Raw genomic sequence first — 26,900 nt, forward strand, 5'->3', positions numbered from 1 at the left:
GAACAGCTTCCCCGGTAATGGGCCTGCCTCATCAGATCGCAATCATCAACCATACTTGCAATAGCCGGCAGGGCGGGCGTAAACGCCCGCCCTGCTTTTTCAGAAGGAGCGCCTATGAGCCGCGTGATCCTGCTTTGCGCCGATCATCCCCTTCCGCTGTATGCCGCCCAGACCCGCCGGGTCTATTTCCACCGCGGCGTGCGGTATGAGGAGGAAGGATTTTCTGTTCAGCCCCATGTCTACTACCGCCCTGCGGTGGACAACCTGGAGCTGTCCATGAAACCCCATCGCTATGAGCTGGACCTGCGTGCTACGGAGCAGGACGCCGCCCTGCTGCGGGACTATCTGCGGCAGAGCTGCATTCCCGGTGAACAGGTGGAGCTGTGGAACCTGTGGGTGAGCGATATCCGGGTCCGGGCCTTTCGCCTGACGGGCCCGCTGGCAGATCTGGACGCCGACGCCCTGGTGCAGATGGAGGAGCGGGAGCAGACCTGCATTACCCTGACCATATAAGCGCTCCAACCAAGCGCAATTCCAATGAACTCCCATAAGGAGGTATCTCTCTATGCCAAGCAATCGAATCGGCCGGATCAACGAGGAGATCCAGCGGGAGCTGGCGGACCAGCTCCGCCGTCTGAAGGACCCCCGTGTCTCCCAGGTGGGTATGGTATCCATCACCCGGGTGGACACCACCAGCGACCTGCGATACGCCCGGGTCTATATCAGTGTTCTGGACAAGGACCAGGAGAAAGACGTGCTGAAGGGCCTGAAATCCGCCGGCGGCTTCCTGCGGCGGGAGCTGGGACGGGCCCTGCAGCTGCGATACACGCCGGAGCTGCAGTTCATCGCCGACGACTCCATCCAGCACGGCGCCCACATCCTGGAGATCCTGCGCCAGGTGGAGCGGCAGGATGAAGCCCGGGACGACCCGGACGCCGGCGAAACGGAGGAATGAGCATGCTGACGGTCCCCCAGACCGCGGCGCTGCTGCGGACCTTTGACAATATTCTGATCCTCACCCATGTCCGCCCGGATGGGGACACGGTGGGCTGTGCCGCAGCCCTGTGCGCAGGACTGCGGTCTCTGGGCAAGGCGGCGTTTCTGCTGCCCAATCCGGAGCTGACAGACACCACCGCCCCCTATTTCCGCCCTTACGAGGCGCCGGAAGGCTTCACACCGGACAAGGTGGTGTCCACGGACATCGCCACGGTGGGCCTGTTCCCGGAGAACGCCAGACCATACGCGGAACGGGTGGATCTGGCCATTGACCACCATCCCTCTTTTGAGTCCTTTGGCCGAGAGAATATCGTCCGGCCGGAAGCCGCCGCGTGCGGAGAGCTAATCTACGACATTCTGTCCGATCTGGGCCCCATCACGCCGGAGATGGCCCTTCCGCTGTATGTGGCCGTCTCCACGGACACAGGCTGCTTTGCCTACGCCAATACCACTGCCCAGACCCATGCGGTGGCGGCCGCGCTGCTGCGGACCGGCATCGACTATCAGACCGTCAACAAGGTGTTCTTCCGCACCAAGAGCCGCAGGCGGATGCAGCTGGAGGCCGCCATCCTCAACGACTGTACGTTTTACGACCGAGACCGGGTGGCGGTGCTGTCCGTGCCCCTCTCCCTGATGGCGCGGATCGGCGCCTCGGAAACGGATGCGGAGGACCTCTCCGCTCTGGGTCCCCAGATTGAGGGCGTGGACTGCGCCATCACCATGCGGGAGCTGCGGCCCGATGTGTGGAAGATGTCCCTGCGGACCGGTCCCCGGATTAATGCCACGGAGGCCTGCCGGCTGCTGGGCGGCGGCGGCCACGCGGCCGCCGCAGGCTGCACGGTGGAGGCCCCCTGGGCTGAGGCCAGGGAGCGAATCCTGGCTGCCGTGGCGCAGGTGGCGCCGGACTATCAGCGCTGAGCGGGCCGCGTTCTGCTGCCCTTGAGGAGGTTTTTATGCCCAGTGGTATCCTGATTATCGACAAGCCCGCCGGTTGGACCAGCATGGACGTCTGCGCCAAGGTGCGGGGCATCTTCCACGAAAAGCGGGTGGGACACGGCGGAACGCTGGACCCCATGGCCACCGGGGTGCTGCCGGTCTTTGTGGGGCAGGCCACCCGCGGGGTGGAGTTCGCAGAGAACGGCCAGAAGGAATATGTAGCCGGTCTGCGGCTCGGCCAGGTGACGGACACCCAGGACGTCACCGGCACCACGCTGGAGACCCGTCCCGTCACGGCGGATCGGGCAGCACTGGAAGCGCTGCTGCCCCGCTTTCTGGGAGAGCAGGACCAGATCCCCCCTATGTACTCCGCTGTCAAGGTAGGCGGGCAGAAACTCTACGACCTGGCCCGGAAGGGACAGGTCGTGGAACGGAAGCCCCGCCGCATCACCATCTACGAGCTGGAGCTACTGGCCCAGGAGAGCGCAACGGACTACCTGCTCCGCTGCCGCTGCTCCAAGGGCACCTACATCCGCACCCTCTGCCATGACATCGGCCGACAGCTGGGCTGCGGCGGGACGCTGTACGCCCTCCGCCGCACCATGGCGGCCGGCTTCAGGTTGGACCAGGCAGTGACGCTGGAGGCAGTCCAGGCACAGGGTACAGCGCTCCTGCTGCCTACGGACAGCCTCTTCGCAGAGTACCCGGCCCTGCCTCTGACATCCGGCCTGCTGGAGAAACGGGTCCGCTGCGGCAATCCCATCCCCCTGCCGGGCACACCGGACGGCATCTACCGCGTATACAGCCGGGACCGGCAGTTCCTGTGCCTGTCCCGGGCTGCGGGCGGAACGCTGACGTCCATCAAGAATTTCTTTGGAGCGTAAACCATGAAAGAACGAGTCATTGCCCTGGGCTTTTTTGACGGAGTCCACCTGGGGCACGGCGCCCTGCTGCGCCGGGCCGCTGAGGAGGCCGCCCTGCGGGGCTGTACCCCCGCGGTATTCACCTTTGACCGCCCGCCGAAGGAGGTGGTCACCGGCGTCCCCTGTCCCCTCATCAACTCCCCGGAGGACCGGCGGGACCTGGTGCGGCGGCTGTACCGCATTCAGGACGTGCTGATGGTCCCCTTTGACCGCGAGATGATGACCACGCCCTGGGATGACTTTATTGTCCGGATCCTGGTGGGCCGCTACCACGCGGTCCATCTGGTGGCGGGACACGATCACCACTTCGGCCACAGGAACCAGGGCACACCGGAGCTGCTGGCGCAGAAGTGCGCCCAGCTGGGCCTGGGCTGTGACATCATCCCCAAGGTGGAGGTAGCAGGCATCACCGTCAGCTCCACCTACATCCGCCGGTTGGTGGAGCTGGGGCAGATCAGCCGGGCCAACCGCTTCCTGGGCCACCCCCACACCCTGACAGGCACAGTCCGCCACGGCCGGGGCATCGGCTCCTCCCAACTGTTCCCCACTGCCAACCTCGTCATTCCGCCTCATGTGCTGGTGCCGAGCCACGGAGTATACGCCACCCGGGCCACACTGGAGGACGGCTCCTGCTACGCCGCTGTCACCAACGTGGGCACCCGCCCCACGGTTCAAAACGGCTCGGACATCACAGTGGAGGCCTGTCTCCTGGACTTCCAGGGGGACCTGTACGGTAAACAGCTGCGGCTGGAGTTTTATGAGCATCTGCGCCAGGAGGTGCGCTTCGACTCCCTGGACGCCCTGCGGGCCCAGATCCAGTCGGATGCAGACGCCACCCGGACCTATTTCGCAGACGGGGTCCCCACCTTCCCTGCCCTTTGATCCTCCATGAAACAGCGCGGAGTCCGGAATCGGACTCCGCGCTGTTTTCAGATCAGCCACACCGTCAGCCACACCAAGCCGATCCCGGCAGCGCCCATCAGGGTGTAGACCGCCGGGGAAAGATCCCGCCAGATCCGGCTGAACCGCCCATGGTCTCCGCCGGCATAGTTTCGCGCCACCCGGCGGGCCTCCTCCACCAGCTCCCGGGCGGTGACGCCCTCGCCGGCCGCATCGTTCCGCACGATGAAGATCGCCTGCTCAAAAAAACGCTGGTCCGGGGAATCCACCACCACGACCCGTCTGGAAATGCCTTTCACCATCCGCTTTACGCCTCCTGCCTCTCACAGAATTTAGATGGTTCCATTTTGTCTCAGCGCGGGAAAATTTATACCGCCTCTCACACCTTTTTCACACCGCTCTCCCGGCTGAGATACAGCACCTGAACCCCGCAGTCGTCCTGAAGATTCTCCCGCCGGACGCTCTCGCTGAGGATCAGTCCCGCCAGGGTCTGCGGATCCTCTCCATCCCAGCCGGCCAGCAGGTTTTGAAGCCATTCGTCCCGGCCCGGGTCTGCCACCCCGTCGCTGACCATTACTGCAAAGCTTCCCGGCTCCAGCGTGGCACGGGTCACATCCGGAGCCGCCGCCCCGCCCCGCAGACCCGCCGGCAGGGTCCCGCCGGTGATCCGCCGGACAGTGCCCCCCTTCTTCACATAGCTGGGGGCCGCGCCGTATTTGAAGAAGGCCGCCTCCCCCGTCTCCGGTCTGCAGGTGATGAGATCAATGGTGGTGAAGCTTCCGGTCTCCGCGCCCCGCAGGGCCATGGCTGCGTTCAGGGTCTTCATGGCCGCCTCCGGCTCGATGCCCGCCTGCAAAAACTGCTCCAACAGACGGCAGGTGAGGGCGGACTCCCGCCGGGCTGCCTCTCCGCTGCCCATGCCGTCCGCCAGCAGCAGGCACAGGAGGCCCCCCTCCGTGCGGAAGGAGACCACCGTATCCCCACAGACCGTCTCCCCCTCCTTGGGCCGCAGGGCCGCGCCAATGCGGCAGAGATCCGCCTCCCCTGCTGTGGCACGGACCTCCCCCAAACCGGCAGCGGTGGCGGTCAGCAGTTCACTGAGCTGGGCGTACTGGCCCCTGGCGCTGCGGCGGGTCTCCTCCAGCTGCCGCCGGTACTGCCGCCGCAGCAGGAATGCAGAGAGCTCCCCATTGACGGCGGTGAGAAAGTCCGGCAGGTGGATGCACCGGTCCGCGAAGTAGCTGGGAAAGTCCTTGGCCAGCGCGCGCCCCCGCTCCAGCAGGAAGGGCGTGGCGTCGTTCAGGGCGTTGAAGGTGCCGGTGTACTCCTTCTGCCAACAGAGCTCGCACAGGGCGCAGCCCCGGCACACCTTTTCTGCCGCCCGGTCAAAGACCACCGCCGGGTTCTCCTCCGTGGACACCGGGGCCGCCCTGCCCATGCTGTCGTACAGGGCCCGCAGAGCGGCGGCCATCCGGGTCAGCTGGGCGCGCATCCCCTCCAGCGCGGCGGGAAACTCCGGTGTCTCTCCCCGCATCACCCGCTTGCCGCCGAAGGCTCGGCCCGGCAGCATCAAAAACAGGACCGCTCCCACCGCGGCCTCCGGCAGCAGGGGCGTGGAGAGGCCCGCCGGCAGGGCGGCCAGAGCCGCCGCTCCCCAGAATGCCAGCGCCGCCCAGATCCGCCTTCCGCTACTGCGGCTCCCAGCCAGAAGGCCCGCCAGACCATAGGCCGCCCCGAAGAGGACGCCGCCCCGGCCGGAACAGAAGTCCGCCGCCAGGCCCGCCCCCAGTCCGGCGGCTACCCCGGTCATGGCCCCCCGCTGATAGGCGGTGTAGGCCAGCAGCAGACACAACAGTGAACGCCCCACGGAGACACCGGCCAGTTCTACGTCCACCAGCGCCAGCAGAATGGAGCCTGCCAGAAACAGCAGACTATCTGGCTCCGGCCGCTCCCCTCCGGCCTGCAGCAGGGGCTGATAATACCATGCGGAGATGCCTACCAGGGCCGTTGCCGCAAGGCAGGGCGCCAGGTTTCGCAGGGGGGACAAGGACTGGAGCACGTAGATGCCGCTCACCGCCAGAAACAGTCCCGCCCCTGCCAGAGGGTGAAACAGCGGTCCCTCCAGCAGCTTCAGCCCCTGAAAGGCCGCCGCGGTGGTAAAGATCAAAATCGCAGCGGCCAAAAAGGGCAGCGCACCGGAAAAGTCCAGAAACAGCACCGCCCCCACGCCAGCGCCCAGCAGGGCGGCGATCCCTCCTGCCCCTGGCCCACAGGCCGCCACGCACCCCAGGGCAAAGGGCGCGTAATCCCCCGGCGTCTGGGTGGCGGTCAGCGCCGCCGCCAAAAAAAATCGGATGCCCCAGGCCAGCAGCTGTGCCGGCTGGTGCCGGCTCCATATCATGTCCCTGTGCCCCACAGCTTGTCCCTCCTGTATTCCGCCGTGAAGTCCACGGCCTCTTTGGTTTTTTCCACTATTTTACAGGCTGTGTGGAAAAAATCCCGTCGGGAAAAGAAAGCCGCGCCATTTCCGGGCTGGATGCCCATAGTGGACTTTTACGGCCGGATATGGTATGATAAACTATCATGTTTTCATTGGAAAGGACGGCCCGCCTTGAACATCGGCACGCTTACCATCAACTCCTCCCTGGCCCTGGCCCCCATGGCCGGGGTCACGGACGTCGCCTTCCGCCAGATCTGCGCGGAATTGGGGGCGGGATATACCATCACGGAGCTCATCTCCTCCAAGGCCCTGTGCTACCACGACAAGAAGACCCTGTCCCTGCTCCAGCAGTTTCCCGGGGAGCACCCTGCGGCAGTGCAGATCTTCGGCAGTGACCCGATCTGCATGGCAGAGGCAGCCCAGATCGCCCTGGAGCATTCCGGGGCGGATGTGGTGGACCTGAACATGGGCTGCCCCATGGGCAAGATCGTCAACAACGGCGACGGGGCCGCCCTGATGAAGGACCCGGAAAAGGCCGGACGCATCATGGAGGCAGTGGTGAAAGCCGTCTCTGTGCCGGTGACCGCCAAGTTCCGCCGGGGCTGGGACATGGGCAGCTGCAACTGCGTGGAGTTCGCCCGAATCCTGGAGCAGGCAGGGGCCTCCGCCGTGGCGGTCCACGGCCGGACCCGGGCCCAGGTGTACAGCGGTCAGGCGGACTGGACCTGCATTCGGGCGGTGAAGGAGGCTGTGTCCATCCCGGTGATCGCCAACGGCGATATCTGGAAGCCGGAGGACGCGGTCCGCATTCTCCAGCACACCAAAGCGGACATGGCCATGATCGGTCGCGGGTGCTTCGGCAACCCCTGGCTGTTCCAGCAGGCCAAAGCCGCGCTGGAGGGCAAGCCCATCCCGCCCCTGCCGCCGCTTGCGGAGCGGTGCGACACAGCGGTACGGCAGTTTGAGCTGGCCGCCGCGTCCAAGGGCGAGCGGGTAGCCGTGCTGGAGGCCCGCCGCCACTACTGCTGGTATCTGAAGGGCGTGTCCCACTCCGGCTACTACAAGGAACAGATCGTGCAGATGAACACGCTGGAAGACGTGTATCGGGTGACGAAAGGAATCAAAAGGGATTTGAGATGAACGAGCAATCGCGGGAACAGCAGCTGGTCTCCGCCGCCCGGGACGGGGATATGGACGCCTTCGAGGCGCTGGTCCATCTGTATGAGAAACGGGTGTTCGCCCTGACGCTGCGGATGTGCGGGAATCCCGAGGATGCCGCCGAGGCCGCCCAAGAGGCATTTCTCGCCGCCTGGCAGGGGCTGGCATTCTTCCGGGGAGAGGCCAGCTTCTCCACCTGGCTGTACCGGCTGGTGTCCAACGCCTGCGTGGACTTGCTGCGGCGTGATGGCCGCCGCCGGGCCTCGGCCGGCCCCTCCCTGGATGACGAGGAGCTGAATCTGGACGTGCCCGATCCGGCGCCCTCTCCCCAGGACGCGGCGGAGCGGCAGGAGCTGCGGGAAGAGATTGAGCGGGGCCTCTCCGCCCTCTCGCCGGAGCACCGGGAGGTGCTGATCCTCCGAGAGATTCACCAGCTGCGCTATGATGAAATCGCGGACTCCCTCTCTCTGGATGTGGGCACCGTGAAATCCCGGATCAGCCGGGCCCGGAAACAGCTGCGGAATTTTTTGCTGAAAAGCGGGAACTTTTCTCCGCTGCCGGCGTCTAAAGGAACAGAAAAGGAGGGCTGACAATGACATACTGCAAGGAGTTTTCGGCCCTGCTGGACCCCTATATCGACGGAGAGCTTTCCCCGGAGGAAACCGCCCGGGTGCGGGAGCATCTGCATACCTGTGACGGCTGCCGGGCCTATGTCCAGGCCGCGCTGGCCATACGGGACGCGTTTCCCGAGGCAGAGGATACCCCTGTGCCGGATGGCTTCGCCGCAGGCGTGATGGCTGCCATCCGGGCGGACGCCGCCCCCCGGAAGCGCCGGAGACCCCGGTGGGCAAAGACGCTGCTCCCCTTGGCCGCCTGCTGTGCCGTCGTGGTGCTGGCCGTCTCCGGCCTGCCCCGCCCCGGCGGCACCGCTGTGACGGACCATCCGGAATCCCATGCAGAGATTGCGGCCCCAGCAGAGGCCGCTGTGCCCAACGTGGACAGCGTTGAGGAGGACACCGCCGCCACGGCCTATGCAACCCAGTCCGACGAGGACACGGCAGACGTCCCGGATTCCACTGTGTCTGAGGCAATCGCGCCGGAGGCGGATACCGTTGCGCCCGGCACACAGGACCAGCTTGCTCCCGCCTCCGATTCCAAAAGCAGCATTTTGCCCCGGGAAGGGAGTTCTGCCGATGTGCCGGAGACGGCCCCGGCCACCTTCGCGATCCAATCCCCCGGCCTGACGCTGACGGCGGAGGAGGCCGGAAGCCTGCTGGACAGCTATACGCTCATCTCTGAATCGGACGGGACTCTGGTCTACGAATTGACCGCCGCCGAATATACCGCTCTGCTGCAGCAGCTGGAACAGCAGGGGCTGGCCATTGCAGGCGCCGCCACCGCAGAGGAGGCGGAGGCCGACGGAACCATTCTGGTCCACGTGATTCCCGGTTAAAAAAGCAGAAGGGACGCCGAAATTTTTTGCGGCGTCCCTCTTCCCTTTTTTGAAAGCTTGTGATATAATATTATTTCGACAGGTGCCATCTCCCTGTCCAAGCGTCCGACACTGGGCGTTCGTTCGGCGGTCTTCGTCAATCGCCGTTCTCTAAACAAAAAAATGGAGGTTGCCCGTACCTTACCACGGGCGTTTTGCTGCGTTTTCGTATCAAAGGCCTCCGACATCATTCAAGGAGGTCTTTCTTTTATGTCCAAACCCAGATTCACCACACAGCAGATGGCCGCTGCCGGTATCATCGCCGCCATTTACGCCGCCCTGACGCTGCTGCTGCCCATTCCCCAGTATGGCGGCATCCAGTTCCGGGTGGCGGAGGCCATGACGGTCCTGCCCTTCCTGTTCCCGGAGGCCATCCCCGGTCTTACCGTCGGCTGTTTCCTGGCCAACCTCCTGGGTTCTCCCATTCCTCTGGACTGGATCGTGGGTACGGCGGCCACCCTGCTGGCTGCGCTCTGGACATCGAAGCTCCATCACAGGGCGCTGGCGCCCCTGCCGCCGGTGATCTGCAATATGGTGCTGGTAGGTGCGGAGATCGCCTGGTTTTCCACCCAGGAGGGTGCCGCCTTCTGGCCCGCGTTCGCCTTCAACTCCCTGACCGTGGGGATCGGCGAGGCCGCCGCTTGCTTCATTCTGGGCTCCCTGCTGCTGCGGGTCCTGCCCAGAGTCCCCGCACTGAAGGGCCGGATAGCCTCTTCCCGCATCTGATGCCACTCTGCGCAAAAAAGAAGTCCCGCGTCCGTTGGACGCGGGACTTCTTTTCACTTAGCGGTGAACTCGTCCTTTCCGGCGCCGCACAGGGGGCACACCCAGTCGGCGGGCAGGTCCTCCCACTTGGTGCCGGGGGCGATGCCGTTGTCCGGATCGCCGGCGGCCTCGTCATACACATAGCCGCAGAGATCGCATTCGTACTGTTTCATTTGAAAGATCCTCCTTCTGTTATAAACGGGCGATACACGCCTGGATTCCGGTGGAGACAGTGCTTACTTCAGCTTCTTCCGGATGGCCGCCTTGACCTCCGGCGACAGCAGCCGGCCGGCGGCCCGTACTGGCAGCGGCGGCAGGCGGCAGAACTCCCGGCGCACCTGGTCGAAGGGCTCCAGGGCGTAGGCGGCAAAGAATGCCGTCCGCTCCGGCGGCAGGGGAATGGGAGATGCCAGCCGGGGATTTCCGGCAATGGCCCGTTCCGGCGGGAAGGGCTGCTTGGCCAGCGGGAGCTGGTCAAAAATGTGGCTGCCGTGGGGGGTGTTCACCAACAGCAGGCTGATCCCCTTCTCCTGCTGGTCCGGCAGCTCATCCGGCCGCAGGCCCCAGAAATCCCCCAGTGTCAGATCGCCCACCCGGGTCATGGAGGCGTAGGGACAGCGGTAGCAGCTGGGCCGCAGGAACAGCGCCCGGCCGAAGGCCCGGCCGTATTCCGTGCGGAACAGCGGCGCGGTATCCACGGTGCCGTCGCCGTAGACCGCGGTAAAATGGCTGTCCTTCCATCCGGCGACCTTGTTGCGGAAACGGACCGCCTGCAGCGGCTGCTGCCGGCGCGCCTCCAGGCTCCGGGCCATGTCCTCCCACACGCCGGGAGAGGGCACGCCGTGGCACACCAGGTCGCAGGTGGTCAGATTCTCCGGCCGTCCGCCCAGATAGCGGTACAGCCCGTCCACCTGGCAGGGTGTGCCGGAAAACAGCACTGGTCGCTGGTCCAACCAGCGCCGCACCTCCCGAAAGACGCCCTCCAGATCGCTCTGGACGTACTTGGCGCCCCGCAGGCGCCACAGCTCCTCCTTGCGGAAGCAGGCGGTGTGCCGCAGATGCTGGCTGCCGTCAAAGGCGGCGCCAAAGACCACGCCGCCGCTTTCCAGGATATACTCCGCCAGCAGGGTGAACACGCCGCCCGAGGTGGAGTCTCTTCGGATCTCATCGTTTCTATTCCAGGCCGCGAATACAGCGGGCATGGAGCTCTGAGGCCGCTCCCGCAGGACGGGGCACACCGCCGTGCAGTGCCCGCACCGCACACAGGCCGCTCCGTCGATCACCGGATAGGCAAAGCCCTCCCGGTCCCGCTCCATGGTGATGGCGTCCTTGGGACAGCCGCTGGCGCAGGCCGTGCAGCCGGTGCAGTGGGTGTGGTCCGCCAAATGGGGCAAGGGCCGTTCCTCTGCCTTGACAGGCGCCTCCTCCGGTGTATGGGGCCGGTCCTCCAGGGCGCAGCGCAGATAGTCCAGGGACAACTTCCGCTCCCGGCCGAGCCGCTCCCCCACCGCCGCCCAGTCGATGGGCGCCGTCAGGTCCGCGGTATCTCCCTTGCCGATGATCCGCTCCCCCAGTCCCAGGCGGCTCAACAGGCTGAAGGTCCGGGAACTCTCCGGCGCAGCCATCTCTGCCGGTGCCACCGCCGTAAAGAAGGGCTTTTGGAACTGGACGGAGAACACCGTTCCGTGGAAGGAGTTGGTGCACACATAGGCGGCATCCCGGAACAGACCCAGAAACTCCGCCGGACCGGCGCTGAGAATGCAGCGGGCCTTGGGGTGGACCTTCTGGCGTACGCCGCACAGCTGCACCACCGGCAGCCCCGTCTCCTCCGCCAGGCGGCGGATATAGGGTGCCAGGGCGTCGGGGCGGCTGATGCAATAGCAGAGGATATAGCCCCGGCCCGCGCCTCCGTCCCTGGCTGCGGCCGCCCAATCCGTTCTCTCCAGCAGCAGCGTGGGATCCAGCACCACCGGCACGTCCTTCCCGGTGATGTCCCGGACAATGCCCTGCCCCTGCCGCTCCCGGACGGACAAGTGGGAGAAGGACTCCAGATAGGTCCGCAGCTCCTCCTCCATGCCGTCCGGGATGCGGGGGATGCCGAAGGATGGGGCATAGGCGATCTTCCGCTTGTGGGAGAAGGCCCCGAAGAACACCGGGTCGAACCGGCCGTCGGGGAAGATCTTCGGGTTCCAAATCTGGTCACTGCCGGAGAGCAGCACATCGTAGGGCAGCTCCGCCTGCCGCAGCTCCTCCAGGCTCTGGTAGCGGCGGCCGGAAATGTTCAGATTCTCCCGGGAAAATGCCTCAAACCGCTCGTATCGGGCCTTCAGCGGGCCATAGTGCAGGGCGGTGTGGGCGTCATGGGCGGCGCTTCCCAGGCCAGTGGGCCGCTGGAACAGGGTATTGTCCTGGTTCACGTAGTAGTCGATGATCTCGCATTCGCTCCCCAGGGACGCCACCGCCCGCTCCGTGGCGTAAGCCTGCAGCATGGCGCCGTAGTGATGGATATGGTAAAAGGTCAGCAGTCCTGTTTTCACCAAGTGTCTTCCTTTCCGCAGTCCGGATATCCCGCCGGGCGGGTCACTGCCTGTCCAGAATGGCGTCGGCGTCCCGGGATGCCAGAAGGTCGTCCTCCGCCACCCAGTCCGCCACATCCACCACGTCGAACGCCGTGGCGGTCCGGCGGATCACCACCTCTTTCAGCCCGGCGTTGATGACCAGCCTCCGGCACATGGAGCAGGAGGTGGCATCTCCCAGCAGTTCCCCGGTCCGGGCGTCCCGGCCCACTAGGTACAGCGTGCCGCCCACCATGTCCCGCCGGGAGGCGGAGATGATGGCGTTCGCCTCTGCATGGACGCTGCGGCACAGCTCATACCGCTCTCCCCGGGGAACCTGCATGGCCTCTCGGGAGCAGTAGCCCAGATCCACGCAGTTGGCCCGCCCCCGGGGCGCACCGTTGTAGCCGGTGGAGATGATCTCGTCGTTTTTCACGATGATGGCCCCATAGACCCGGCGCAGGCAGGTGGCCCGCTCCAGAACGGTCTGGGCGATATCCAGGTAGTAGTTGGCTTTGCTGATCCGGTCCATGGGCGACACCTCTTTCTATCGAGTTCCTCTATTGTATCATGATGCCGCCGCAGTTTGCAAGAACTCTCCCCACTCTGGAAGGGATTTCTGTTGGAAGTCACCCCAGGGGGCGCCGGAGCCCGTTCTCCAGCCCCGCCCGCACGGCGATCATCTCTGCGGCCACGGACACGGCAATCTCCTCCGGCGTCTGGGCGCCGATGGCCAAACCGATGGGAGCGTGAAGGCGGGCGTACTCCTCGTCTGTGAACCCCGCCGCCAGCAGCCGCTCCCGGCACAGGGCCAGCTTCCTCTTGGAGCCAATGCAGCCCAGGTATTTGGCGCCGCTGCGCAGCACCTGAGTCAGCACCTCGTAGTCCGCCTGATGGCCCCGGGTCATCACCACCACATAGTCCTCCGGCGTCACCGTCACCTGTTCGGACAGCCGGGCGAAGTCCCCGCAGAGGGTCTTCTCTGCTTTGGGGAACAGCGCCGGGTCCGCGAACTCCGGCCGGTCGTCGTACACCACGGGGCGGAAGCCCAGGGAAGCCAGCACCGGCACCAGGGCCTGAGACACATGTCCGCCGCCGAAGAGATAGGTCCGCCCGGCCTTCACCACCGGGATGGACAGCCACTTCCGGGCAAAGACCGCCTGATTCCCGCACAGGAGCTCCAGCTCCTCCGGCAGGATATCCAGATGACGGGGCCCGGTCCGGTCTGCCAGGCCCATGGCCGTCACCTGCTCCCCCTCGATCCGCCGCAGGAGCCAGGTGTCCCGGTTTCCGCCGTCCGCCTCGATCAGATCCCGCAAAACGGCGATGATCCTCTGCTCTCCCGCGGGGAGGTACTGGAACTGCACCGTCACTCCCCCGCCGCAGACCATGCCCAGGCTGGCGGCGTCTCCCAGGGTAAAGCGGAACTGCCGCAGGGCGTCGCCCCCCCGCTCCAGCAGCTCCGCCGCCAGGCGCTGGCACTCGAACTCCACGTTTCCGCCGCCGATGGTTCCGGTGATCCCGCCGCCGGGGAACACCGCCATCATGGCCCCGGCCCCTCGGGGGGTGGAGCCGTCGGAGGCGGCGATGCTCACCAGCTCCACCGGACGCCCCTCCTCCAGAGCGTGGACGATCTCTCTGAAAAATTCCCGCATATCAGCCGATTCCTCCGTTCACAGCGCCCAGGATCAGGACCAGTACCGTCACGCCGCAGTACAGATATTTTGCCGTCGGGTAAAACCAGCGGCCCAGAGGGCGCCGCCGGGCCAGATTCACCTGAACCAAGCAGTCCTCCTTTTTCAGCACCCAGTAGAAGAACACCCCCGCCAGCAGCGCGCCGATGGGACAGGCGTAGATGGAGCAGACATCCATCCAGCCGGAGACGATGCCCTGGATGCACAGCCCCACGGCCAGGCCCACGACGCCGATCACCGCCACAGCAGTCCCCCGGCTGAGGTGCAGCTTCTCCTGCAGGGTGGCGGTGGGAGCCTCGAACAAGTTCACCAGGGACGTCACCCCGGCGAACAACGCCGCCACAAAGAACACCGCCATGAGGATCCGGCCTCCCGGCATCTCCCGGAACAGGTTGGGCAGGTAGATGAACATGAGGCCAGGGCCGCTCTGGGTCAGGGTCTCCCCCGCCGTGGCCATGGCCGGGATAATGACCAGGGCGCTGAGGATCGCGGCCATGCTGTCAAAGAACGCCACTGTCCGGGCAGACTCCGGCACGTCCGCCTCTTTGGAGAGGTAGGACCCGTAGATCAGGGTGCCGTTCCCTGCCACCGACAGAGAGAAGAACGCCTGTCCCAGAGCGTAGACCCATACCATGGGGTCCAGCAGTCCCTCCGGCTTCAGGACAAAGATGTAGCGGTAGCCGTCCGCCGCGCCGGGCAAGGTGGCAATGTAGATGGCCAGCCCCACGAACAGGCAGAAGAACAGGGGCATCATCACCTTGTTGGCCCGCTCGATGCCGCCGCCGATGCCAAGGGCCATGATGAGCAGCGTGCCCGCCATAGCGGCCACCTGCCAGCCGGTGTTGCCCCAGGAGGACGCCGCGGTGTCGAAATAGGCGGTGAATGCCTCCACCCCTTGGTTCTCCAGCGCAGCGCCCGTAAAGGACGCCACGGCGTACTTCAAAATCCAACCAACCACCACGGAATAGCCGATGGCCATGGCCAGAGAGCCCGCCACCGGGATGAGGCCCAGAGCCTCGCCCCAGCCCCGCCGGCCTGTGCGCCTCTCTGCCGCCGTGCCGAAGGCCGCCACGGGTCCGCCGGATGCGGCCCGGCCGAAGGCCATCTCGCCGATGACGCCGGTGGAGGCAATCAGCACCACAAAGATCACATAGGGGATCAGGAAGGTGGCCCCGCCGTAGGCGGACATCCGGGATGGAAACAGCCAGATGTTCCCCATCCCCACCGCGGAGCCGATGCAGGCCAGCTTGAATCCCCAGCGGGACCGGAAGCTGTCCCGTCTTGTCTGTTCCATGATTTTTTCCTCTCTTCTCTCAAAACTGCGGCGGCCCGCCGCGGCGCGCGTCAGCCGGCGCCCCGCTTTTGCAGCTCCTCACCCAGCAGGCGCACTGCCTGGTCCAGATAGAATTGGAGCGGCTGGGATTCCCCCACGGCCAGCCGGATGCTGCATCGCTGAGAGGGCAGCAGAATCTTCACCGCCTCGCTGCCGCCAATGGCCTCCGCCATCCGGGGAGAGACCTCCCCCAGCAAGCCGTTGGGCGTCAGCACACCGATGGGCCCCAGCAGGATATCCGCCCGCCGGGCGTTGAACGCCACGGCGTTCTCGCCGGTGGCGCCGTCGTCCGCCCCCGCCCGCAGCATAGCGGCGGTGGCCAGAGAGTTGGTCCCCAGCGCCCGCACATGGAGACTGGGCCACTTTTTCTTCACAGCCTCCACCAGGCCCCGGCCCATGCCGCCGCCCTGGCCGTCCACCACGGCCACCAGCAGTTCCCCACGCATCATTCTCTCCATTCCTCCATTTTCAGATCTCCCTTTCAGCATACCCATTCCGCCCCCGCTTGTCAACTTCTTCCGCAGCGTCCATCGCGCCTTGCAGAGCGCCTGCGCCCACCCTTGTATTTTTCCCGCATGGCAGCTACAATGGGAGGCGCACCACCGTGTCAAAAAATTTTTGGAGATATTGAAGAAATCCGGCCCGCAGTCCCGTATGATAGATGTCGGACGACAAAAGGAGGTGGCGGCACGGCGTGAACAAACTGACAAACGCGTCCTTTTCCCAGCTGGTAGTCCAGTATGAGCGGCTGGTCTACACGGTCTGCTTCCAGCTGGTGCGGGACGCCGCCGCGGCCGAGGACCTGACCCAGGAGACCTTCCTGTCCGCCTACCTCCACCGGGACGCCATCCCTCCCGGCTATGAGCGGCAGTGGCTGTGCCGCGTGGCCACCAACAAGGCCAAGGACTACTTACAGAGCGCCTATCAGCGCCACACCCTGCTGCCGGGAGAGGACAATATCCCGCCGGGGCTGTCTCCCCCTGCGGAGGAGACGGTCCTGCGCAGGTCGGCTGCAGCTGAAATCCGGGACCTGATCCTCCATATGCGCCAGCCCTACCAGCCGGTGTGCCGGCTGTGCCTGCTGGAGGAAAAGACACCGGAGGAGGCGGCCCTGGCGCTGGGCCGGCCGGTAAAGACCATCCATACACAGCTGTCCCGGGGCAAGCGGATGCTTCGGGAGGCATTGGAAAGGAGTGGGAACGATGACATGCTTTCGCCCTGACGGGCATTTGACGGACGCGGCCCTGACCGCCCTTGTCCGGGGGGACTGCCTGGAGGAGCTGGACCGCCTGGAGCTGGCGGAACATCTGGCCTACTGCGACCAGTGCCTCCAGCGGTACACAGAGCTGCTGTCTGAGGGACCGATGCTGACCCCCGCCCGCTCCTGCCGGGAGAGCCTGCGGCGCCGGATCCGGCAGCGGGCCGTCCAGCTTGGCGTCAGCCGGTACGCCACGGCCGCGGCGGCAGTGACCCTGGCCCTGACGCTGCTGTGGGGCAGCGGAAACCTGTCCGGACGGGTGCATTCCACTGCGCCCTCGCTTCTGGAGCGGGCGGGCACTGCCCTGACAAAGTGGACCGACGCCTGGCCACAGGCGTGGGAGGAGGCCCTCTCCGGCTTCTCCGGCCTATTTGACAATTTCGGCGTCTCGCCGCGGAATGATCTGACACAAGGAGGTACACACCCATGACCCATCGAAATGGATTCCTGCTCTTCATCTCTTCCTGCCTCTCCGGCTGCGGACAGATGTATCAGGGCTATATGAAGCGGGGCCTGTCCCTGCTGCTGGCCTTCTGCCTGATCCTTTTTGCCTCCACCTATTTCTTTCTGGGGGCACTGGCGCTGTTTCTGCCGGTGATCTGGCTGTATGCCTTTTTCGACAGCTATGCGCTCCGGAGCCAGCTGGCCGCCGGCACCGCGCCGGAGGACGCCTTCCTCTTCGGCCTGTCCGATATGGACAGCAAACGGCTGGGAGAGCTGCTGCGCAAGCGTCACAGTCTCATCGGCTGGGCGCTGGTGGTAGTTGGCGTCTATATGCTCTACGACATACTGTTGAGCCAGCTGGGCGGTCTCTTCTTCGGTTGGTTCGGGGAGTGGCTATACGGACTGCTGCGCTATGGCCTGCCCCGCCTGGTCATCACCGTGCTAGTGATCCTGCTGGGCCTGTGGTTTATCCGGGGCCCCAAGGACAAGACGCCCATTGACGACGAGATCCCCCCCTTTGCGCCGCCTGCCTCCAGCGCGGCCGGGGCTTGCGCCGCCGATCCGGCGGAGGCCAGGGCGGAAGACGTTGCATCAGACCGCTCCGCTGCGGGAAACGCCCCGGAGGGAGAGGAGGCCCACCGTGATGAACAGCCCTGAGCAGACGCCGGAATCCCGTCCGGCCCGGGATCGCCGGGTGGGCACCTTCACCTTCGGCGCCGTGCTGGTGATCTGCGGTGCGCTGATGCTGGTGAGCATGTTCTTCCCCTCCCTGGATCTGACCCTGGCCCTGCAGCTCTCGCCCCTGATCTTGGTCTGTCTGGGCGTGGAGGTGCTGCTGGCCAGCCGCTCCGGCGGGAAAATCCGCTACGACTGGGTGGGCATGGTGCTTTGCTTCGTCCTGGTCACCGCAGCGCTGGTGTTCTTCGGCATCGCCTGGTGCCTGGTGTACCACCCGGAGGCCGTCATCCACTACTGATACGGGTCTGCGAAGGCCCCGGTGCATTGCACCGGGGCCTTACCCTTTCTTCTTGGTTTTCCCGGGAAAATCCGGTATAATGGAGAAAATACCTGCCGCAGAAAGGAAGAATCCTCATGTCTGATTCGTTTGAAATGCGCCCCATCGCCCGCATCCGCAGCGACTTCGGCTCCAAGTTCGGCGTCCCTCGTCAGAGCGGTCTGGTGGACGCGTTGGAGGCCGCCGTGGTGTTCGAGGAGCCCTACCGCAATCCTGACGCCCTGCGGGGGCTGGAGGGATTCTCCCACATCTGGCTGATCTGGGCCTTTCACCAGTCCCAGCGGCCGGAATGGTCCCCCACAGTCCGGCCGCCCCGGCTGGGAGGCAATCAGCGGGTGGGAGTCTTTGCCAGCCGCTCCCCCTTCCGGCCCAATCCCATCGGCCTCTCCTCCGTGCGGCTGGACCACATCGCGTACACGGACGCCTTGGGCCCGGTGCTCCATGTCCGTGGCGCAGACCTGGTAGACGGCACCCCCATCCTGGACATCAAGCCCTACCTCCCTTACGGGGACTGCCACCCGGAGGCCACCGGCGGCTTTGCCAGCGAGCCGGCGCGTCCCACGCTGGAGGTGGAAATCCCACCCGCCCTGCTGGACCAACTGCCTCCGGACCGGCGGGAGGCCCTGCGGGATGTGTTGGCCTTGGATCCCCGTCCCCGGTATCAGCAGGACCCGGACCGGGTGTACGGCTTCCTCTTCGCCGGGCAGGAGGTGAGATTCACCGTGGATGGAGACCGCCTGCAGGTCGTGGACATCAAATGAACGCAAGGCACCCCGGGATATTTCCCGGGGCGCCCGTCTTTTCCGGGCACTCAGCGCATGGCCAGCGTCACGTCGCCGGTCACCGCCAGCTCGCCGTGGTTGTAGACCTCGGCGGAGCAGGTGGCAATGGCCTTCTCCACCCGCTCGGAAGCCATCTTGGCGTGGATCTCGATGGTATCTCCCGGCAGGATCTTCTTCAGAAACCGCACATTATTGATCCCCAAGAACAGGGGGATCTTCCCCGCATACCGCTCCGCGGACAGCAGCAGGATATCCGCCGTCTGGGCCATGCATTCCACAGAGTACACGCCGGGCAGCACCGGCTCACCGGGGAAGTGGCCCTTGAAAATCTCGCGGGCCGGGTCCACAAAAAATGTGGTCACGATGTGGTCGCCTGCCTCCATCTCCTCCACGGTATCCACCAGCAGCATGGGGTCTCGGTGGGGGATGATGGCCTTGATCTCTTCTTTGGAAAGCTTCATGATAGTGGTTCCTCTCTTTCGCGCAAAACGCTCCGTATATAAGCCGCGCCGGGACAGCGGCACGGCTCTGCCTCTTTTTATTGTACTGCCGACAGGGCAAAATGCAAGAGATAATTTGCGCTCCGGATCACAAAAGAGAGCCGCCCTCCCGGGCGGCTCTCTCATTTTCCAGATGGGGTGCCTTACTTCGCAGCCTTGGCGGCCTTGATGGCCTCGATCAGCATGGGGGTGACCTTGAACAGGTCGCCGCAGATGCCGTAGTCGGCAATCTCGAAGATGGGCGCAGTGTCGTTCTTGTTCACCGCGATGATGCACTCGGAGTCCTGCATACCGGCCTTGTGCTGGATGGCGCCGGAGATGCCCAGGGCGATGTACACCTTCGGATGCACCGTCTTGCCGGTCTGGCCCACCTGATGGTCGGCAGACAGCCAGCCGGAGTCGATGGTGGCACGGGAGCCGCCCACGACGCCGCCCAGGACGTCCGCCAGCTCCTCAGCCAGCTTGATACCGCCCTCGACATCCTTGCTGATGCCGCGGCCCACAGACACGATGTAGTCCGCGCCGATCAGGTCCACCAGCTTCTTGGCGGCCTTCACGACCTCCACAACCTCGGTGTTCAGGTCGCTCTCGCTCAGCTGGAAGCTGGGCTTCACGATCTCGCACGCATCCGCCTTGGCCTGGTCGAAGACGTTCTTCTTCATCACGCCGGGGCGCACCGTCGCCATGCAGGGACGGAACCGCGGGCAGATGATGGTGGCCATCAGGTGGCCGCCGAAGGCCGGACGGGTCATCTTCAGGTTCCGGTCCTCCATATCCCACTTCTGGCTGTCCACGTCCAGGGTGCTGGACTCACGCAGGAACTGGATGTAGTTCGCCACATCCACGTCCAGGTGGGTGCAGTCGGCGCACAGGCCGGTATGCAGACGGGCCGCGCAGCGGGGCCCCAGGTCACGGCCGATGTTGGTGGCGCCGATCAGGAACGCCTCGGGCTTCAGATCCTCGATCACGTCGCAGATGACCTTGGCATAGGCATCGGTGTTGTAGACGGCCAGCAGGGGGCTCTCGCACACCAGCACCTTGTCGGCGCCGTAGCCGCCCAGCTCCTTGGCAGCGGACTCGATGCCCTCGCCGCCCAGCAGCAGGCCGCACAGGTTCACGCCCAGCTCGTCGGCCAGGTCGCGGCCCTTGGAGATCAGCTCAAAGTCGGTGGGCATCAGTTTGCCCTCGCGCTGCTCGCAGAAGACCCACACATCCTTGAAAGCAGCGATATCAGCGCTATTGAAATTGGACATTGTTCAAATACTCCCTTCTCAGATGATGTGCTTGGCGGCCAGAATGGAAGCCAGCTCCTCGCAGGTCTCTTTGCCGGCACCCTCCAGCATCTTGCCGGCGCCCTTCTGGGGCGGGGTGAAGCTCTTGAAGATGTTGGTGGGAGAGCCCTTCAGGCCGATGGTGGTGGCGTCGATCAGGGGATGATCCTTCAGCTTCTCATAGTCAAAGGTCTCCAGCGGCTTGTTGTAGGTGGCATAGATGCCGTCGATGCTCATATAGCGGGGCTCGTTCAGCTCCTTGATGCAGGTAAGCAGGCAGGGAGTCTTGACCTTGATGGTCATGTAGCCGTCCTCCAGCATCCGCTTGACGGTGATGGTGTTGCCGTCCTTCTGGATGTCGGCGGCGTAGGTCACCTGGGGCAGGTGCAGCTTCTCAGCGATCTGGGGGCCCACTTGGGCGGTGTCGCCGTCGATGGCCTGCCGGCCGCACATGACGATGTCGTCCTCCTCCACACCGATGGTGGAGATGGCGGCGGCCAGGATCTGGGAGGTGGCGTATGTATCGGAGCCGCCGAACTCGCGGGCGGATACCAGGACACCCTCGTCAGCGCCCATGGCCATCAGCTCCCGCAGCATGCCGGCTGCCGGGGGCGGACCCATGGTGACGACCACGACCTTGCAGCCGGTGGCGTCCTTCAGCTTCAGGGCAGCCTCCACGGCGTTCATGTCATCGGGGTTGGTGATGGTCTGCATGGAGGCACGGTTCAGGGTGCCATCCGGGTTCACCGCCACCTTGCCGGAGGTATCGGGGACCTGCTTGACGCAAACAATGATCTTCATAATTCGTTCTTCCTCCTCTTACAGGCCGATATTGCCGGAGATGACCACACGCTGGATTTCGCTGGTGCCCTCATAGATCTCGGTGATCTTGGCGTCGCGCATCATGCGCTCCAGGGGATAGTCCTTGGTGTAGCCGTAGCCGCCGAACATCTGCAGCGCCTTGGTGGTGGTCAGCATGGCGTGCTCAGAGCAGAACAGCTTGGCCATGGCCGCCTCCTTGGTGAAGCGCTTGCCCTCGCCCTTCAGCACGGCGGCCTGATAGGTCAGCAGGCGGCCCGCCTCGGAGCGCATCGCCATGTCGGCGAAGGTGAACTGGGTGTTCTGGAACTTGCTGATGGGCTTGCCGAACTGGACACGGCCCTTGGTGTAGGCCATGGCCTCTTCCATGGCGCCCTCGGCAATGCCCAGAGCCTGGGCCGCGATGCCGATGCGGCCGCCGTCCAGGGTCTGCATGGCGATCTTGAAGCCCTTGCCCTCCTGGCCCAGCAGGTTCTCCTTGGGAACGATGCAGTCGGTGAACACGATCTCGGCGGTGGGGGAGCCGTGCAGGCCCATCTTCTCTTCGTGCTTGCCCACGGAGAAGCCGGGGAAGCTGCTCTCCACGATGAAGGCGGAGATGCCGCGGGTGCCCTTGGACTTGTCGGTCATGGCGAAGACCACGAACACGTCGGCCACGTAGCCGTTGGTGATGAAGATCTTGGAGCCGTTGAGGACATAGTGGTCGCCGTCCAGCTTGGCCTCGGTCTGGCCCTTGGCGGCGTCGGAACCGGCGTCGGATTCGGTCAGGCAGAAGGCGCCGACCTTGTGGCCCTTGGTCAGCATGGGCAGGTACTTGGCCTTCTGGGCCTCGGTGCCGTGGGTGATGATGGGATCGCAGCACAGGCCGTTGTGGGTGGCCACGATGTCGCCGGTGGAGGCGCACTGCTTGGACAGCTCCTCGATGCAGATGGCACTGGCCAGGGGGTCAGCGCCAGCGCCGCCATACTCCTTGGGGACGCACATGCCCATCACGCCCAGGTTGAACAGCTTCTCGATGTTCTCCCGGGGATACTGGCTGGTCTTGTCGGTCTCGGCAGCGATGGGCTTCACTTCATTCTCGGTGAATTCCGCCATCATCTTCCGGACCAGCTGGTGCTCACGGCTGAGATTGAAATCCATGATGTCTTCTCCTTATATTCAAATTTGGAAAACGCAACGATGTATGAAATATTCCGGCAGGTTTGCTTATGAAATTCTGTTTTGCACGAATTCACTTCGGGCAAAACACCTCTGCCCGCCGGGTCGACATGTTCGCTGTGCGAACGTGAGGGGGAAACCGGCGATGCGCCGCCAGCGGCAGAGCAAGCGAGCCGGTTTCGAGGCAGCGGCGCGCTTGGCGGCCCGTCAGGGGCCGGGGATCGCAATGCCGCAACAGTGGGGGACCTTAGTTCTGGATGCCGGCGATCTCCTTGGCCATCTGCTTCTTGGCCTGGAGGTTGCCCTGGCGGGCGATCATGATGCGCTGGGCCTGGGGAGAGCCCGCGCCGTGCATGGACTCTGTCCGGTAGCCAACGGCGGCCGCGCCCAGGCACAGGTTCTCGATGAACCGCAGGATCCGCTGACGGTCCTCTGTGCTCACACCCTCCCGGGTGGCGAAGAACTTGTTGCAGATCTCCCCGATGGTCTCGCCGTTCCGGCCCACCACCGTGTCGGAGTGGAAGTCCTTCTGGGACGGCATCGTCACCACCAGGCCGCCCGCGATGTCCTCCGCCAGGCGGACGATCTCATAGGGGAACCGAGTCACATTCTGCTTGCACACGTTGGCCAGCAGCAGGTCGATCTGATAGTTGCCCGCCTTCGTCCGGAAGCCCTGAGAGGAGCATGCGATGCCGCAGCAGTACAGCGTCTCGTTCAGGTGGATCATCTCGATCAGCTTGTCCTTCACCGCGCTGGCCTTCTCCACGCCGTTGTACTCCGCTGCCAGCGCCGCAGCACCGATCAGCGTGTCGCCCACGCCCACCTTGCAGCCGCCGTAGCTCTGCCGGTGGTAGCCCGCGAACCGCTCCACCATCATGCCGGCGAACTCATACTCGCCGTTGAGGAAGATGTACTCGTTGGGGATGAACACGTGGTCCAGCACCACCAGGGCCTCCTGGCCGCCGAACTTCGCGTTGCCCACGTCGATGGACGCGTCCTCCTCCAGCTTGCGGGTGTCGCAGGACTGACGGCCGTAGATCATGTACATGCCCTCGGCGTCTGTCGGGCAGGCGAAGCTCACCGCCCAGTCCTTGTCCGCCTCGCCCATGGAGATGGTGGGCATGAAGATGTGCCAGTGGCTGTTGATGGAGCCGGTCTGGTGGCACTTGGCGCCGCAGACCACGATGCCGTCAGCGCGGCGCTCCACCACATGCACGTACATGTCCGGGTCCGCCTGCTGGCTGGGGGCCTTGGACCGGTCGCCCTTGGGGTCGGTCATGGCGCCGTCCACCGTCAGGTCGTTGTCCTGGACGAAGGTCAGGAACTTCTTGAAGTTTTCGTGATAGCGGGTGCCGTACTTCTCGTCGATCTCATAGGTGGTGGAGAACACGGCGTTGAACGCATCCATACCCACACACCGCTGGAAGCAGGAAGCGGTCTTCTGGCCCAGCAGGCGCTGCATCTTCACCTTGTTGATGAGGTCCTCCGTGGACTGGTGCAGGTGGGTGAAGCGGTTGATGGTGTGGCCCGTCAGGCTGGACTTCACCGTCATCAGATCGGCATACTGGGGGTCCTGGGCCAGAGCGTAGGTCATGGCCACGCAGTTGATGCTTGGCCGGATCATGGGGTGGTCCACCCAGTTCTCAATCTTCTCCCCGAACATATACACCCGGGTATTCAGTTTGCGCAGGCTCTCTACATACTCCTGTGCGGTCATCAATGCCATTTCTTTTTTTCCTCCTCAAAAAAATGGGGGTCTTTTACATTTCAATGTGTTCCAGGTGAGCTTCGCCTGCCCGGAACTCCATGGCCCGCGCCACTGGGCGCGGCTCCCTCGCCGTGTGAGGGAGAGGGGGAACCCGGCTCGCTTGATCCGCCGCTGGCGGCGCTTCGCCGGCTTCGAGGCAGCGGCGCGATTTGCGGCCCGGTCAGGGCTGGAAATCGCATTGCCGCGACGGTGGAAATTCTCAGGCCTCCGCCAGTCCCATCAGCTCATCTTTGAAGATGCGCTCGTCCATAAGCTTCAGGTCCTCAGCGATCTTCGGCATGAACTCCATCTGATCCAGCACCTGGGTCTGGAGGTCGATGCCCGGCGCGATCTCGATCAGAGTCACGCCCTCGGGCCGCAGCTCGAACACAGCCCGCTCGGTGATGTACAGAACAGGCTGCTTCACCTGCACGGCATACTTGCCGGAGAAGGTGATGTGCTCCACCTGGTTGACGAACTTCTTCTTGGCGCCCTCCTGGACGATCACCAGCTTGCCGTCCTCGCAGGCAGTCTTCAGGCCCTTGGCGGTGAAGGTGCCGCAATAGACCACCTTCTTGGCATTCTGCGTAATGTCGATGAAGCCGCCGGCGCCAGCCAGACGGGTGCCGAACTTGGACACGTTCAGGTCGCCGTTGGGTGCCGTCTCCGCCAGGCCCAGGAAGGCCACATCCAGGCCGCCGCCCTGGTAGAAGTCAAACTGGACGTTGTGGGGGATGATGGCCATGGAGTTGGCTGCGGCGCCGAACTGGGTGCCGCCCATGGGCACGCCGGCGATGGAGCCGGCCTCCACGGTCAGGGTCATCTTGTCGGAGATGCCCTCCTCCGCCGCCACGTTGGCAATTTTTTCCGGCGCGCCGGTGCCCAGGTTCACAATGGCATCCTGGGGCAGCTCCATGGCGGCCCGGCGGGCGATGATCTTCTTGGCGTCCAGCGGGATGGGTGGGATGGCGTCCACGGGAATGCGGAACTCGCCGGTCAGGCTGCCGTCATAGGGCATTCCCAGGCACTGCTCGTTATCCTCAATGGATCCTACCACAATAGAATCCACATAGATACCGGGAATTGCCACCAGTTTCGGATCCAGGCTGCCGCCTTGGACGATTTTTTCCACCTGGACGATGACCCGGCCGCCGGAGTTCTTGCAGGCCTGAGCCATGGCGGTGACGTCGATGGGGCCGATCTCCCGGTGAACGGTGCAGTTGCCGTACTCGTCGGCGTAGCTGGCACGCAGGAACACCACATTGATGGGGAACGCCTTGTAGAGCAACCGCTCCTGGCCCTCGATCTCGACGACCTTCACCAGGTCCTCCTTGGTGACATCGTTGAGTTTGCCGCCGCCGTTGCGGGGGTCGGCAAAGGTGTACAGGCCCACGTGGGTGATGGTGCCGATGTTGTGGGCCGCGATGTCCCGGTACATGTGGGAGATGACGCCCTGGGGCAGGTTATACGCCTCGATCTTGTTGCTCAGGGCCAGATCGCCCAGCTTGGGGGCCCGGTCCCAGTGGCCGCCGATGACCCGCTTGACCATGCCCTCGTGGCCGTAGTGGTCGCCGCCGGTGCCGTCCCGGTGGCCCTGGCCCGCCGCGAAGAACAGCGTCAGATCTCTGGGATGGCCCGTCTCCAGGAACCGCTTCTCCAATGCCTTGGACAGCGCCTCAGGGCAGGCGCAGCTGACAAAGCCGCCGGTGGCGATGGTATCGCCGTCGTTCACCAGCAGCGCCGCCTCCTCGGCGGTAAGCACGCGAACTTTTTTCATGCCTGACTTCCCTCTTTATATGTAATGAAATGGACGGCCTCTTGCCGGTCTGCGCTCACTTGTTCTGGAAGTGCTTCTCCTTGCGCTTCTCCAGGAAGGCGCCCATGCCCTCCTTCTGGTCCTCGGTGGCAAAGCACATGGCGAACAGCTCGTTCTCCAGGGCGATGCCGTTGTCGATGTCCATCTGCATCCCGCGGTCGATGCAGGCCTTGGAATACTTCACAGCGATGGGGGCGTTGGCGGTGAAGGACTTGGCCATCTCCACAGCCTTGTTCAGCAGCTCCTCGGCGGCATAGACCTCATTCACCAGGCCGATGCGCTTGGCCTCCTCAGCACCGATCTGCTTGCCGGAGAAGATCAACTCCTTGGCCTTGGCCACGCCCACACGGCGGGGCAGACGCTGGGTGCCGGAGAAGCCGGGGGTGATGCCCAGGCCCACCTCGGGCTGGCCGAACTTGGCGCCGCCCTTGCCCTCAGCGTTGGGGCCGGCGGCCAGAATGATGTCGCAGGACATGGCCAGCTCACAGCCGCCGCCCAGAGCGAAGCCGTTCACTGCGGCGATGGTGGGGATCTCCAGCTTCTCGATCCGGCGGAACAGGGCGCTGCCCCGCTGGCCCCACTTGCGGCCGGCGGCCACGTCCATGGTGCTCTGCTCGCCGATGTCGGCGCCGGCCACGAAGGAGCGGCCCTCGCCGGTGATGATGAAGGCGCCCAGCTCGGCATCCTTCTCCACCTCGCTGATGAGCTGTTCCAGCTCAGAGATCACGGTGGAGTTCAGCGCATTCAGCGCCTCGGGGCGGTTGATGGTGGCGATCCCGATATTGCCGTTCTTTTCATAGCGAATGGTCTGATACATATTGGAATGTCCTCCTTAATCATATTTTGCTCAGCAAACTGTTGGAGAGTAATCATCCAACAATTTAGTTATAGCAAAAAT

At 64.5% G+C, this 26,900-nt stretch carries 29 protein-coding genes; 14 read left to right on the forward strand and 15 right to left on the reverse strand.

Going from position 1 to position 26,900, the window contains the following annotated elements; genetic code table 11:
• The first annotated feature begins 114 nt into the window (after positions 1-114).
• From DN611_RS15475 to ribF, 5 genes are read left to right on the forward strand one after another with little or no spacing between them, the layout of a single operon-like run.
• Positions 115-513, forward strand: a complete 399-nt coding sequence (locus tag DN611_RS15475; protein WP_119311794.1) for a hypothetical protein — start codon at positions 115-117, stop codon at positions 511-513.
• A gap of 52 nt (positions 514-565) precedes the next feature.
• Positions 566-955 (forward strand): 30S ribosome-binding factor RbfA, encoded by a 390-nt coding sequence (gene rbfA / locus DN611_RS15480; RefSeq protein WP_025545418.1) that lies wholly within the window; start codon positions 566-568, stop codon positions 953-955.
• Positions 956-957: 2 nt separating this feature from the next.
• Positions 958-1,914 (forward strand): DHH family phosphoesterase, encoded by a 957-nt coding sequence (locus DN611_RS15485; RefSeq protein ID WP_174233004.1) that lies wholly within the window; start codon positions 958-960, stop codon positions 1,912-1,914.
• Between the two features lie 35 nt (positions 1,915-1,949).
• Positions 1,950-2,816, forward strand: coding sequence for a tRNA pseudouridine(55) synthase TruB (truB, locus tag DN611_RS15490; RefSeq protein WP_021749098.1), 867 nt, complete (start codon positions 1,950-1,952; stop codon positions 2,814-2,816).
• A gap of 3 nt (positions 2,817-2,819) precedes the next feature.
• Complete coding sequence (gene ribF / locus DN611_RS15495; RefSeq protein WP_119311795.1) at positions 2,820-3,737, forward strand: riboflavin biosynthesis protein RibF; 918 nt, start codon at positions 2,820-2,822, stop codon at positions 3,735-3,737.
• Positions 3,738-3,784: 47 nt separating this feature from the next.
• On the opposite strand, the gene DN611_RS15500 is transcribed toward ribF, so the two are convergent.
• A complete protein-coding gene (locus DN611_RS15500; protein ID WP_021749096.1) occupies positions 3,785-4,057 on the reverse strand; it encodes a hypothetical protein in 273 nt (90 codons plus the stop codon).
• Positions 4,058-4,134: 77 nt separating this feature from the next.
• Entirely contained in the window at positions 4,135-6,171 is a 2,037-nt protein-coding gene (locus tag DN611_RS15505; protein WP_276894586.1) for a SpoIIE family protein phosphatase, read from the reverse strand.
• Positions 6,172-6,366: 195 nt separating this feature from the next.
• Here DN611_RS15505 and dusB point away from each other — a divergent pair, with 195 nt between their 5' ends.
• The 4 genes from dusB (at position 6,367) to DN611_RS15530 (ending at position 9,571) form a co-directional block, all read left to right on the forward strand.
• On the forward strand, positions 6,367-7,335 hold the full coding sequence (dusB, locus tag DN611_RS15510; RefSeq protein ID WP_021751918.1) for a tRNA dihydrouridine synthase DusB: 969 nt from the start codon (positions 6,367-6,369) through the stop codon (positions 7,333-7,335).
• The gene (locus DN611_RS15515) at positions 7,332-7,943 is read left to right on the forward strand and encodes an RNA polymerase sigma factor (protein ID WP_021748724.1); all 612 of its coding nucleotides are present in this window, start codon (positions 7,332-7,334) and stop codon (positions 7,941-7,943) included. The genes dusB and DN611_RS15515 overlap by 4 nt, the downstream gene beginning before the upstream one ends.
• A gap of 2 nt (positions 7,944-7,945) precedes the next feature.
• A complete protein-coding gene (locus tag DN611_RS15520; RefSeq protein WP_119311796.1) occupies positions 7,946-8,806 on the forward strand; it encodes an anti-sigma factor family protein in 861 nt (286 codons plus the stop codon).
• A 249-nt stretch (positions 8,807-9,055) separates the two neighbouring features.
• Positions 9,056-9,571, forward strand: coding sequence for a QueT transporter family protein (locus DN611_RS15530; protein ID WP_119311797.1), 516 nt, complete (start codon positions 9,056-9,058; stop codon positions 9,569-9,571).
• A 53-nt stretch (positions 9,572-9,624) separates the two neighbouring features.
• Here DN611_RS15530 and rd read toward each other — a convergent pair whose 3' ends face one another.
• From rd to DN611_RS15560, 6 genes are all read right to left on the reverse strand, one after another.
• Positions 9,625-9,783 carry a rubredoxin gene (gene rd / locus DN611_RS15535; protein ID WP_021748720.1) on the reverse strand — a complete coding sequence of 53 codons (159 nt, stop codon included), beginning with the start codon at positions 9,781-9,783 and terminating at the stop codon, positions 9,625-9,627.
• A 63-nt stretch (positions 9,784-9,846) separates the two neighbouring features.
• Complete coding sequence (locus tag DN611_RS15540; RefSeq protein ID WP_036629976.1) at positions 9,847-12,147, reverse strand: polysaccharide pyruvyl transferase family protein; 2,301 nt, start codon at positions 12,145-12,147, stop codon at positions 9,847-9,849.
• Between the two features lie 43 nt (positions 12,148-12,190).
• Positions 12,191-12,697 (reverse strand): deoxycytidylate deaminase, encoded by a 507-nt coding sequence (locus DN611_RS15545; protein ID WP_021748718.1) that lies wholly within the window; start codon positions 12,695-12,697, stop codon positions 12,191-12,193.
• A gap of 97 nt (positions 12,698-12,794) precedes the next feature.
• Positions 12,795-13,820 carry an XdhC family protein gene (locus DN611_RS15550; protein WP_021748717.1) on the reverse strand — a complete coding sequence of 342 codons (1,026 nt, stop codon included), beginning with the start codon at positions 13,818-13,820 and terminating at the stop codon, positions 12,795-12,797.
• Between the two features lies 1 nt (position 13,821).
• A complete protein-coding gene (locus DN611_RS15555; RefSeq protein WP_119311798.1) occupies positions 13,822-15,153 on the reverse strand; it encodes a sodium-dependent transporter in 1,332 nt (443 codons plus the stop codon).
• 50 nt (positions 15,154-15,203) lie between these two features.
• Positions 15,204-15,641, reverse strand: a complete 438-nt coding sequence (locus DN611_RS15560) for a DUF3842 family protein (protein WP_083491002.1) — start codon at positions 15,639-15,641, stop codon at positions 15,204-15,206.
• Positions 15,642-15,886: 245 nt separating this feature from the next.
• On the opposite strand from DN611_RS15560, the gene DN611_RS15565 reads away from it, so the two are divergent.
• The 5 genes from DN611_RS15565 to tsaA all read left to right on the forward strand — a co-directional run bounded on the left by DN611_RS15565 (position 15,887) and on the right by tsaA (position 18,670).
• Positions 15,887-16,414 carry an RNA polymerase sigma factor gene (locus tag DN611_RS15565; RefSeq protein ID WP_309452237.1) on the forward strand — a complete coding sequence of 176 codons (528 nt, stop codon included), beginning with the start codon at positions 15,887-15,889 and terminating at the stop codon, positions 16,412-16,414.
• Entirely contained in the window at positions 16,395-16,880 is a 486-nt protein-coding gene (locus DN611_RS15570) for a hypothetical protein (RefSeq protein ID WP_136891265.1), read from the forward strand. The genes DN611_RS15565 and DN611_RS15570 overlap by 20 nt, the downstream gene beginning before the upstream one ends.
• Positions 16,877-17,551 (forward strand): hypothetical protein, encoded by a 675-nt coding sequence (locus tag DN611_RS15575; protein WP_021748712.1) that lies wholly within the window; start codon positions 16,877-16,879, stop codon positions 17,549-17,551. The genes DN611_RS15570 and DN611_RS15575 overlap by 4 nt, the downstream gene beginning before the upstream one ends.
• A complete protein-coding gene (locus DN611_RS15580; RefSeq protein WP_021748711.1) occupies positions 17,538-17,870 on the forward strand; it encodes a hypothetical protein in 333 nt (110 codons plus the stop codon). Before DN611_RS15575 ends, DN611_RS15580 begins: the two co-directional genes overlap by 14 nt.
• 116 nt (positions 17,871-17,986) lie before the next feature.
• Complete coding sequence (tsaA, locus tag DN611_RS15585; protein ID WP_119311800.1) at positions 17,987-18,670, forward strand: tRNA (N6-threonylcarbamoyladenosine(37)-N6)-methyltransferase TrmO; 684 nt, start codon at positions 17,987-17,989, stop codon at positions 18,668-18,670.
• 50 nt (positions 18,671-18,720) lie between these two features.
• Here tsaA and fabZ read toward each other — a convergent pair whose 3' ends face one another.
• The 7 genes from fabZ to DN611_RS15620 form a co-directional block, all read right to left on the reverse strand.
• Entirely contained in the window at positions 18,721-19,152 is a 432-nt protein-coding gene (gene fabZ / locus DN611_RS15590; protein ID WP_021748708.1) for a 3-hydroxyacyl-ACP dehydratase FabZ, read from the reverse strand.
• 182 nt (positions 19,153-19,334) lie between these two features.
• Positions 19,335-20,444, reverse strand: a complete 1,110-nt coding sequence (gene acrA / locus DN611_RS15595; RefSeq protein ID WP_119311801.1) for an acryloyl-CoA reductase electron transfer subunit beta — start codon at positions 20,442-20,444, stop codon at positions 19,335-19,337.
• 18 nt (positions 20,445-20,462) lie between these two features.
• Complete coding sequence (gene acrB, locus DN611_RS15600) at positions 20,463-21,263, reverse strand: acryloyl-CoA reductase electron transfer subunit gamma (RefSeq protein WP_119311802.1); 801 nt, start codon at positions 21,261-21,263, stop codon at positions 20,463-20,465.
• Between the two features lie 18 nt (positions 21,264-21,281).
• Positions 21,282-22,421 (reverse strand): acyl-CoA dehydrogenase, encoded by a 1,140-nt coding sequence (locus DN611_RS15605; protein ID WP_119311803.1) that lies wholly within the window; start codon positions 22,419-22,421, stop codon positions 21,282-21,284.
• A gap of 265 nt (positions 22,422-22,686) precedes the next feature.
• Complete coding sequence (locus DN611_RS15610; protein ID WP_021748987.1) at positions 22,687-24,165, reverse strand: 4-hydroxyphenylacetate 3-hydroxylase family protein; 1,479 nt, start codon at positions 24,163-24,165, stop codon at positions 22,687-22,689.
• 241 nt (positions 24,166-24,406) lie between these two features.
• The gene (locus tag DN611_RS15615) at positions 24,407-25,963 is read right to left on the reverse strand and encodes an acyl CoA:acetate/3-ketoacid CoA transferase (RefSeq protein WP_021748986.1); all 1,557 of its coding nucleotides are present in this window, start codon (positions 25,961-25,963) and stop codon (positions 24,407-24,409) included.
• 55 nt (positions 25,964-26,018) lie between these two features.
• Positions 26,019-26,819, reverse strand: coding sequence for an enoyl-CoA hydratase-related protein (locus DN611_RS15620; protein ID WP_021748985.1), 801 nt, complete (start codon positions 26,817-26,819; stop codon positions 26,019-26,021).
• Between the last annotated feature and the right edge of the window lie 81 nt (positions 26,820-26,900).

It is taken from the genome of Oscillibacter sp. PEA192, from assembly GCF_003574015.1.
GTDB lineage: Bacteria > Bacillota > Clostridia > Oscillospirales > Oscillospiraceae > Oscillibacter > Oscillibacter welbionis.

Bases quoted from the DNA above. Each gene is read 5' to 3' on its own strand.
- DN611_RS15475 (WP_119311794.1), top strand. From the start codon at position 115: ATGAGCCGCGTGATCCTGCTTTGCGCCGATCATCCCCTTCCGCTGTAT.
- rbfA (WP_025545418.1), top strand. From the start codon at position 566: ATGCCAAGCAATCGAATCGGCCGGATCAACGAGGAGATCCAGCGGGAG.
- DN611_RS15485 (WP_174233004.1), top strand. From the start codon at position 958: ATGCTGACGGTCCCCCAGACCGCGGCGCTGCTGCGGACCTTTGACAAT.
- truB (WP_021749098.1), top strand. From the start codon at position 1,950: ATGCCCAGTGGTATCCTGATTATCGACAAGCCCGCCGGTTGGACCAGC.
- ribF (WP_119311795.1), top strand. From the start codon at position 2,820: ATGAAAGAACGAGTCATTGCCCTGGGCTTTTTTGACGGAGTCCACCTG.
- DN611_RS15500 (WP_021749096.1), bottom strand. From the start codon at position 4,057: ATGGTGAAAGGCATTTCCAGACGGGTCGTGGTGGTGGATTCCCCGGAC.
- DN611_RS15515 (WP_021748724.1), top strand. From the start codon at position 7,332: ATGAACGAGCAATCGCGGGAACAGCAGCTGGTCTCCGCCGCCCGGGAC.
- DN611_RS15520 (WP_119311796.1), top strand. From the start codon at position 7,946: ATGACATACTGCAAGGAGTTTTCGGCCCTGCTGGACCCCTATATCGAC.
- DN611_RS15530 (WP_119311797.1), top strand. From the start codon at position 9,056: ATGTCCAAACCCAGATTCACCACACAGCAGATGGCCGCTGCCGGTATC.
- rd (WP_021748720.1), bottom strand. From the start codon at position 9,783: ATGAAACAGTACGAATGCGATCTCTGCGGCTATGTGTATGACGAGGCC.
- DN611_RS15545 (WP_021748718.1), bottom strand. From the start codon at position 12,697: ATGGACCGGATCAGCAAAGCCAACTACTACCTGGATATCGCCCAGACC.
- DN611_RS15550 (WP_021748717.1), bottom strand. From the start codon at position 13,820: ATGCGGGAATTTTTCAGAGAGATCGTCCACGCTCTGGAGGAGGGGCGT.
- DN611_RS15555 (WP_119311798.1), bottom strand. From the start codon at position 15,153: ATGGAACAGACAAGACGGGACAGCTTCCGGTCCCGCTGGGGATTCAAG.
- DN611_RS15560 (WP_083491002.1), bottom strand. From the start codon at position 15,641: ATGATGCGTGGGGAACTGCTGGTGGCCGTGGTGGACGGCCAGGGCGGC.
- DN611_RS15570 (WP_136891265.1), top strand. From the start codon at position 16,395: ATGACATGCTTTCGCCCTGACGGGCATTTGACGGACGCGGCCCTGACC.
- DN611_RS15575 (WP_021748712.1), top strand. From the start codon at position 16,877: ATGACCCATCGAAATGGATTCCTGCTCTTCATCTCTTCCTGCCTCTCC.
- DN611_RS15580 (WP_021748711.1), top strand. From the start codon at position 17,538: ATGAACAGCCCTGAGCAGACGCCGGAATCCCGTCCGGCCCGGGATCGC.
- tsaA (WP_119311800.1), top strand. From the start codon at position 17,987: ATGTCTGATTCGTTTGAAATGCGCCCCATCGCCCGCATCCGCAGCGAC.
- fabZ (WP_021748708.1), bottom strand. From the start codon at position 19,152: ATGAAGCTTTCCAAAGAAGAGATCAAGGCCATCATCCCCCACCGAGAC.
- acrA (WP_119311801.1), bottom strand. From the start codon at position 20,444: ATGTCCAATTTCAATAGCGCTGATATCGCTGCTTTCAAGGATGTGTGG.
- acrB (WP_119311802.1), bottom strand. From the start codon at position 21,263: ATGAAGATCATTGTTTGCGTCAAGCAGGTCCCCGATACCTCCGGCAAG.
- DN611_RS15605 (WP_119311803.1), bottom strand. From the start codon at position 22,421: ATGGATTTCAATCTCAGCCGTGAGCACCAGCTGGTCCGGAAGATGATG.
- DN611_RS15610 (WP_021748987.1), bottom strand. From the start codon at position 24,165: ATGGCATTGATGACCGCACAGGAGTATGTAGAGAGCCTGCGCAAACTG.
- DN611_RS15615 (WP_021748986.1), bottom strand. From the start codon at position 25,963: ATGAAAAAAGTTCGCGTGCTTACCGCCGAGGAGGCGGCGCTGCTGGTG.
- DN611_RS15620 (WP_021748985.1), bottom strand. From the start codon at position 26,819: ATGTATCAGACCATTCGCTATGAAAAGAACGGCAATATCGGGATCGCC.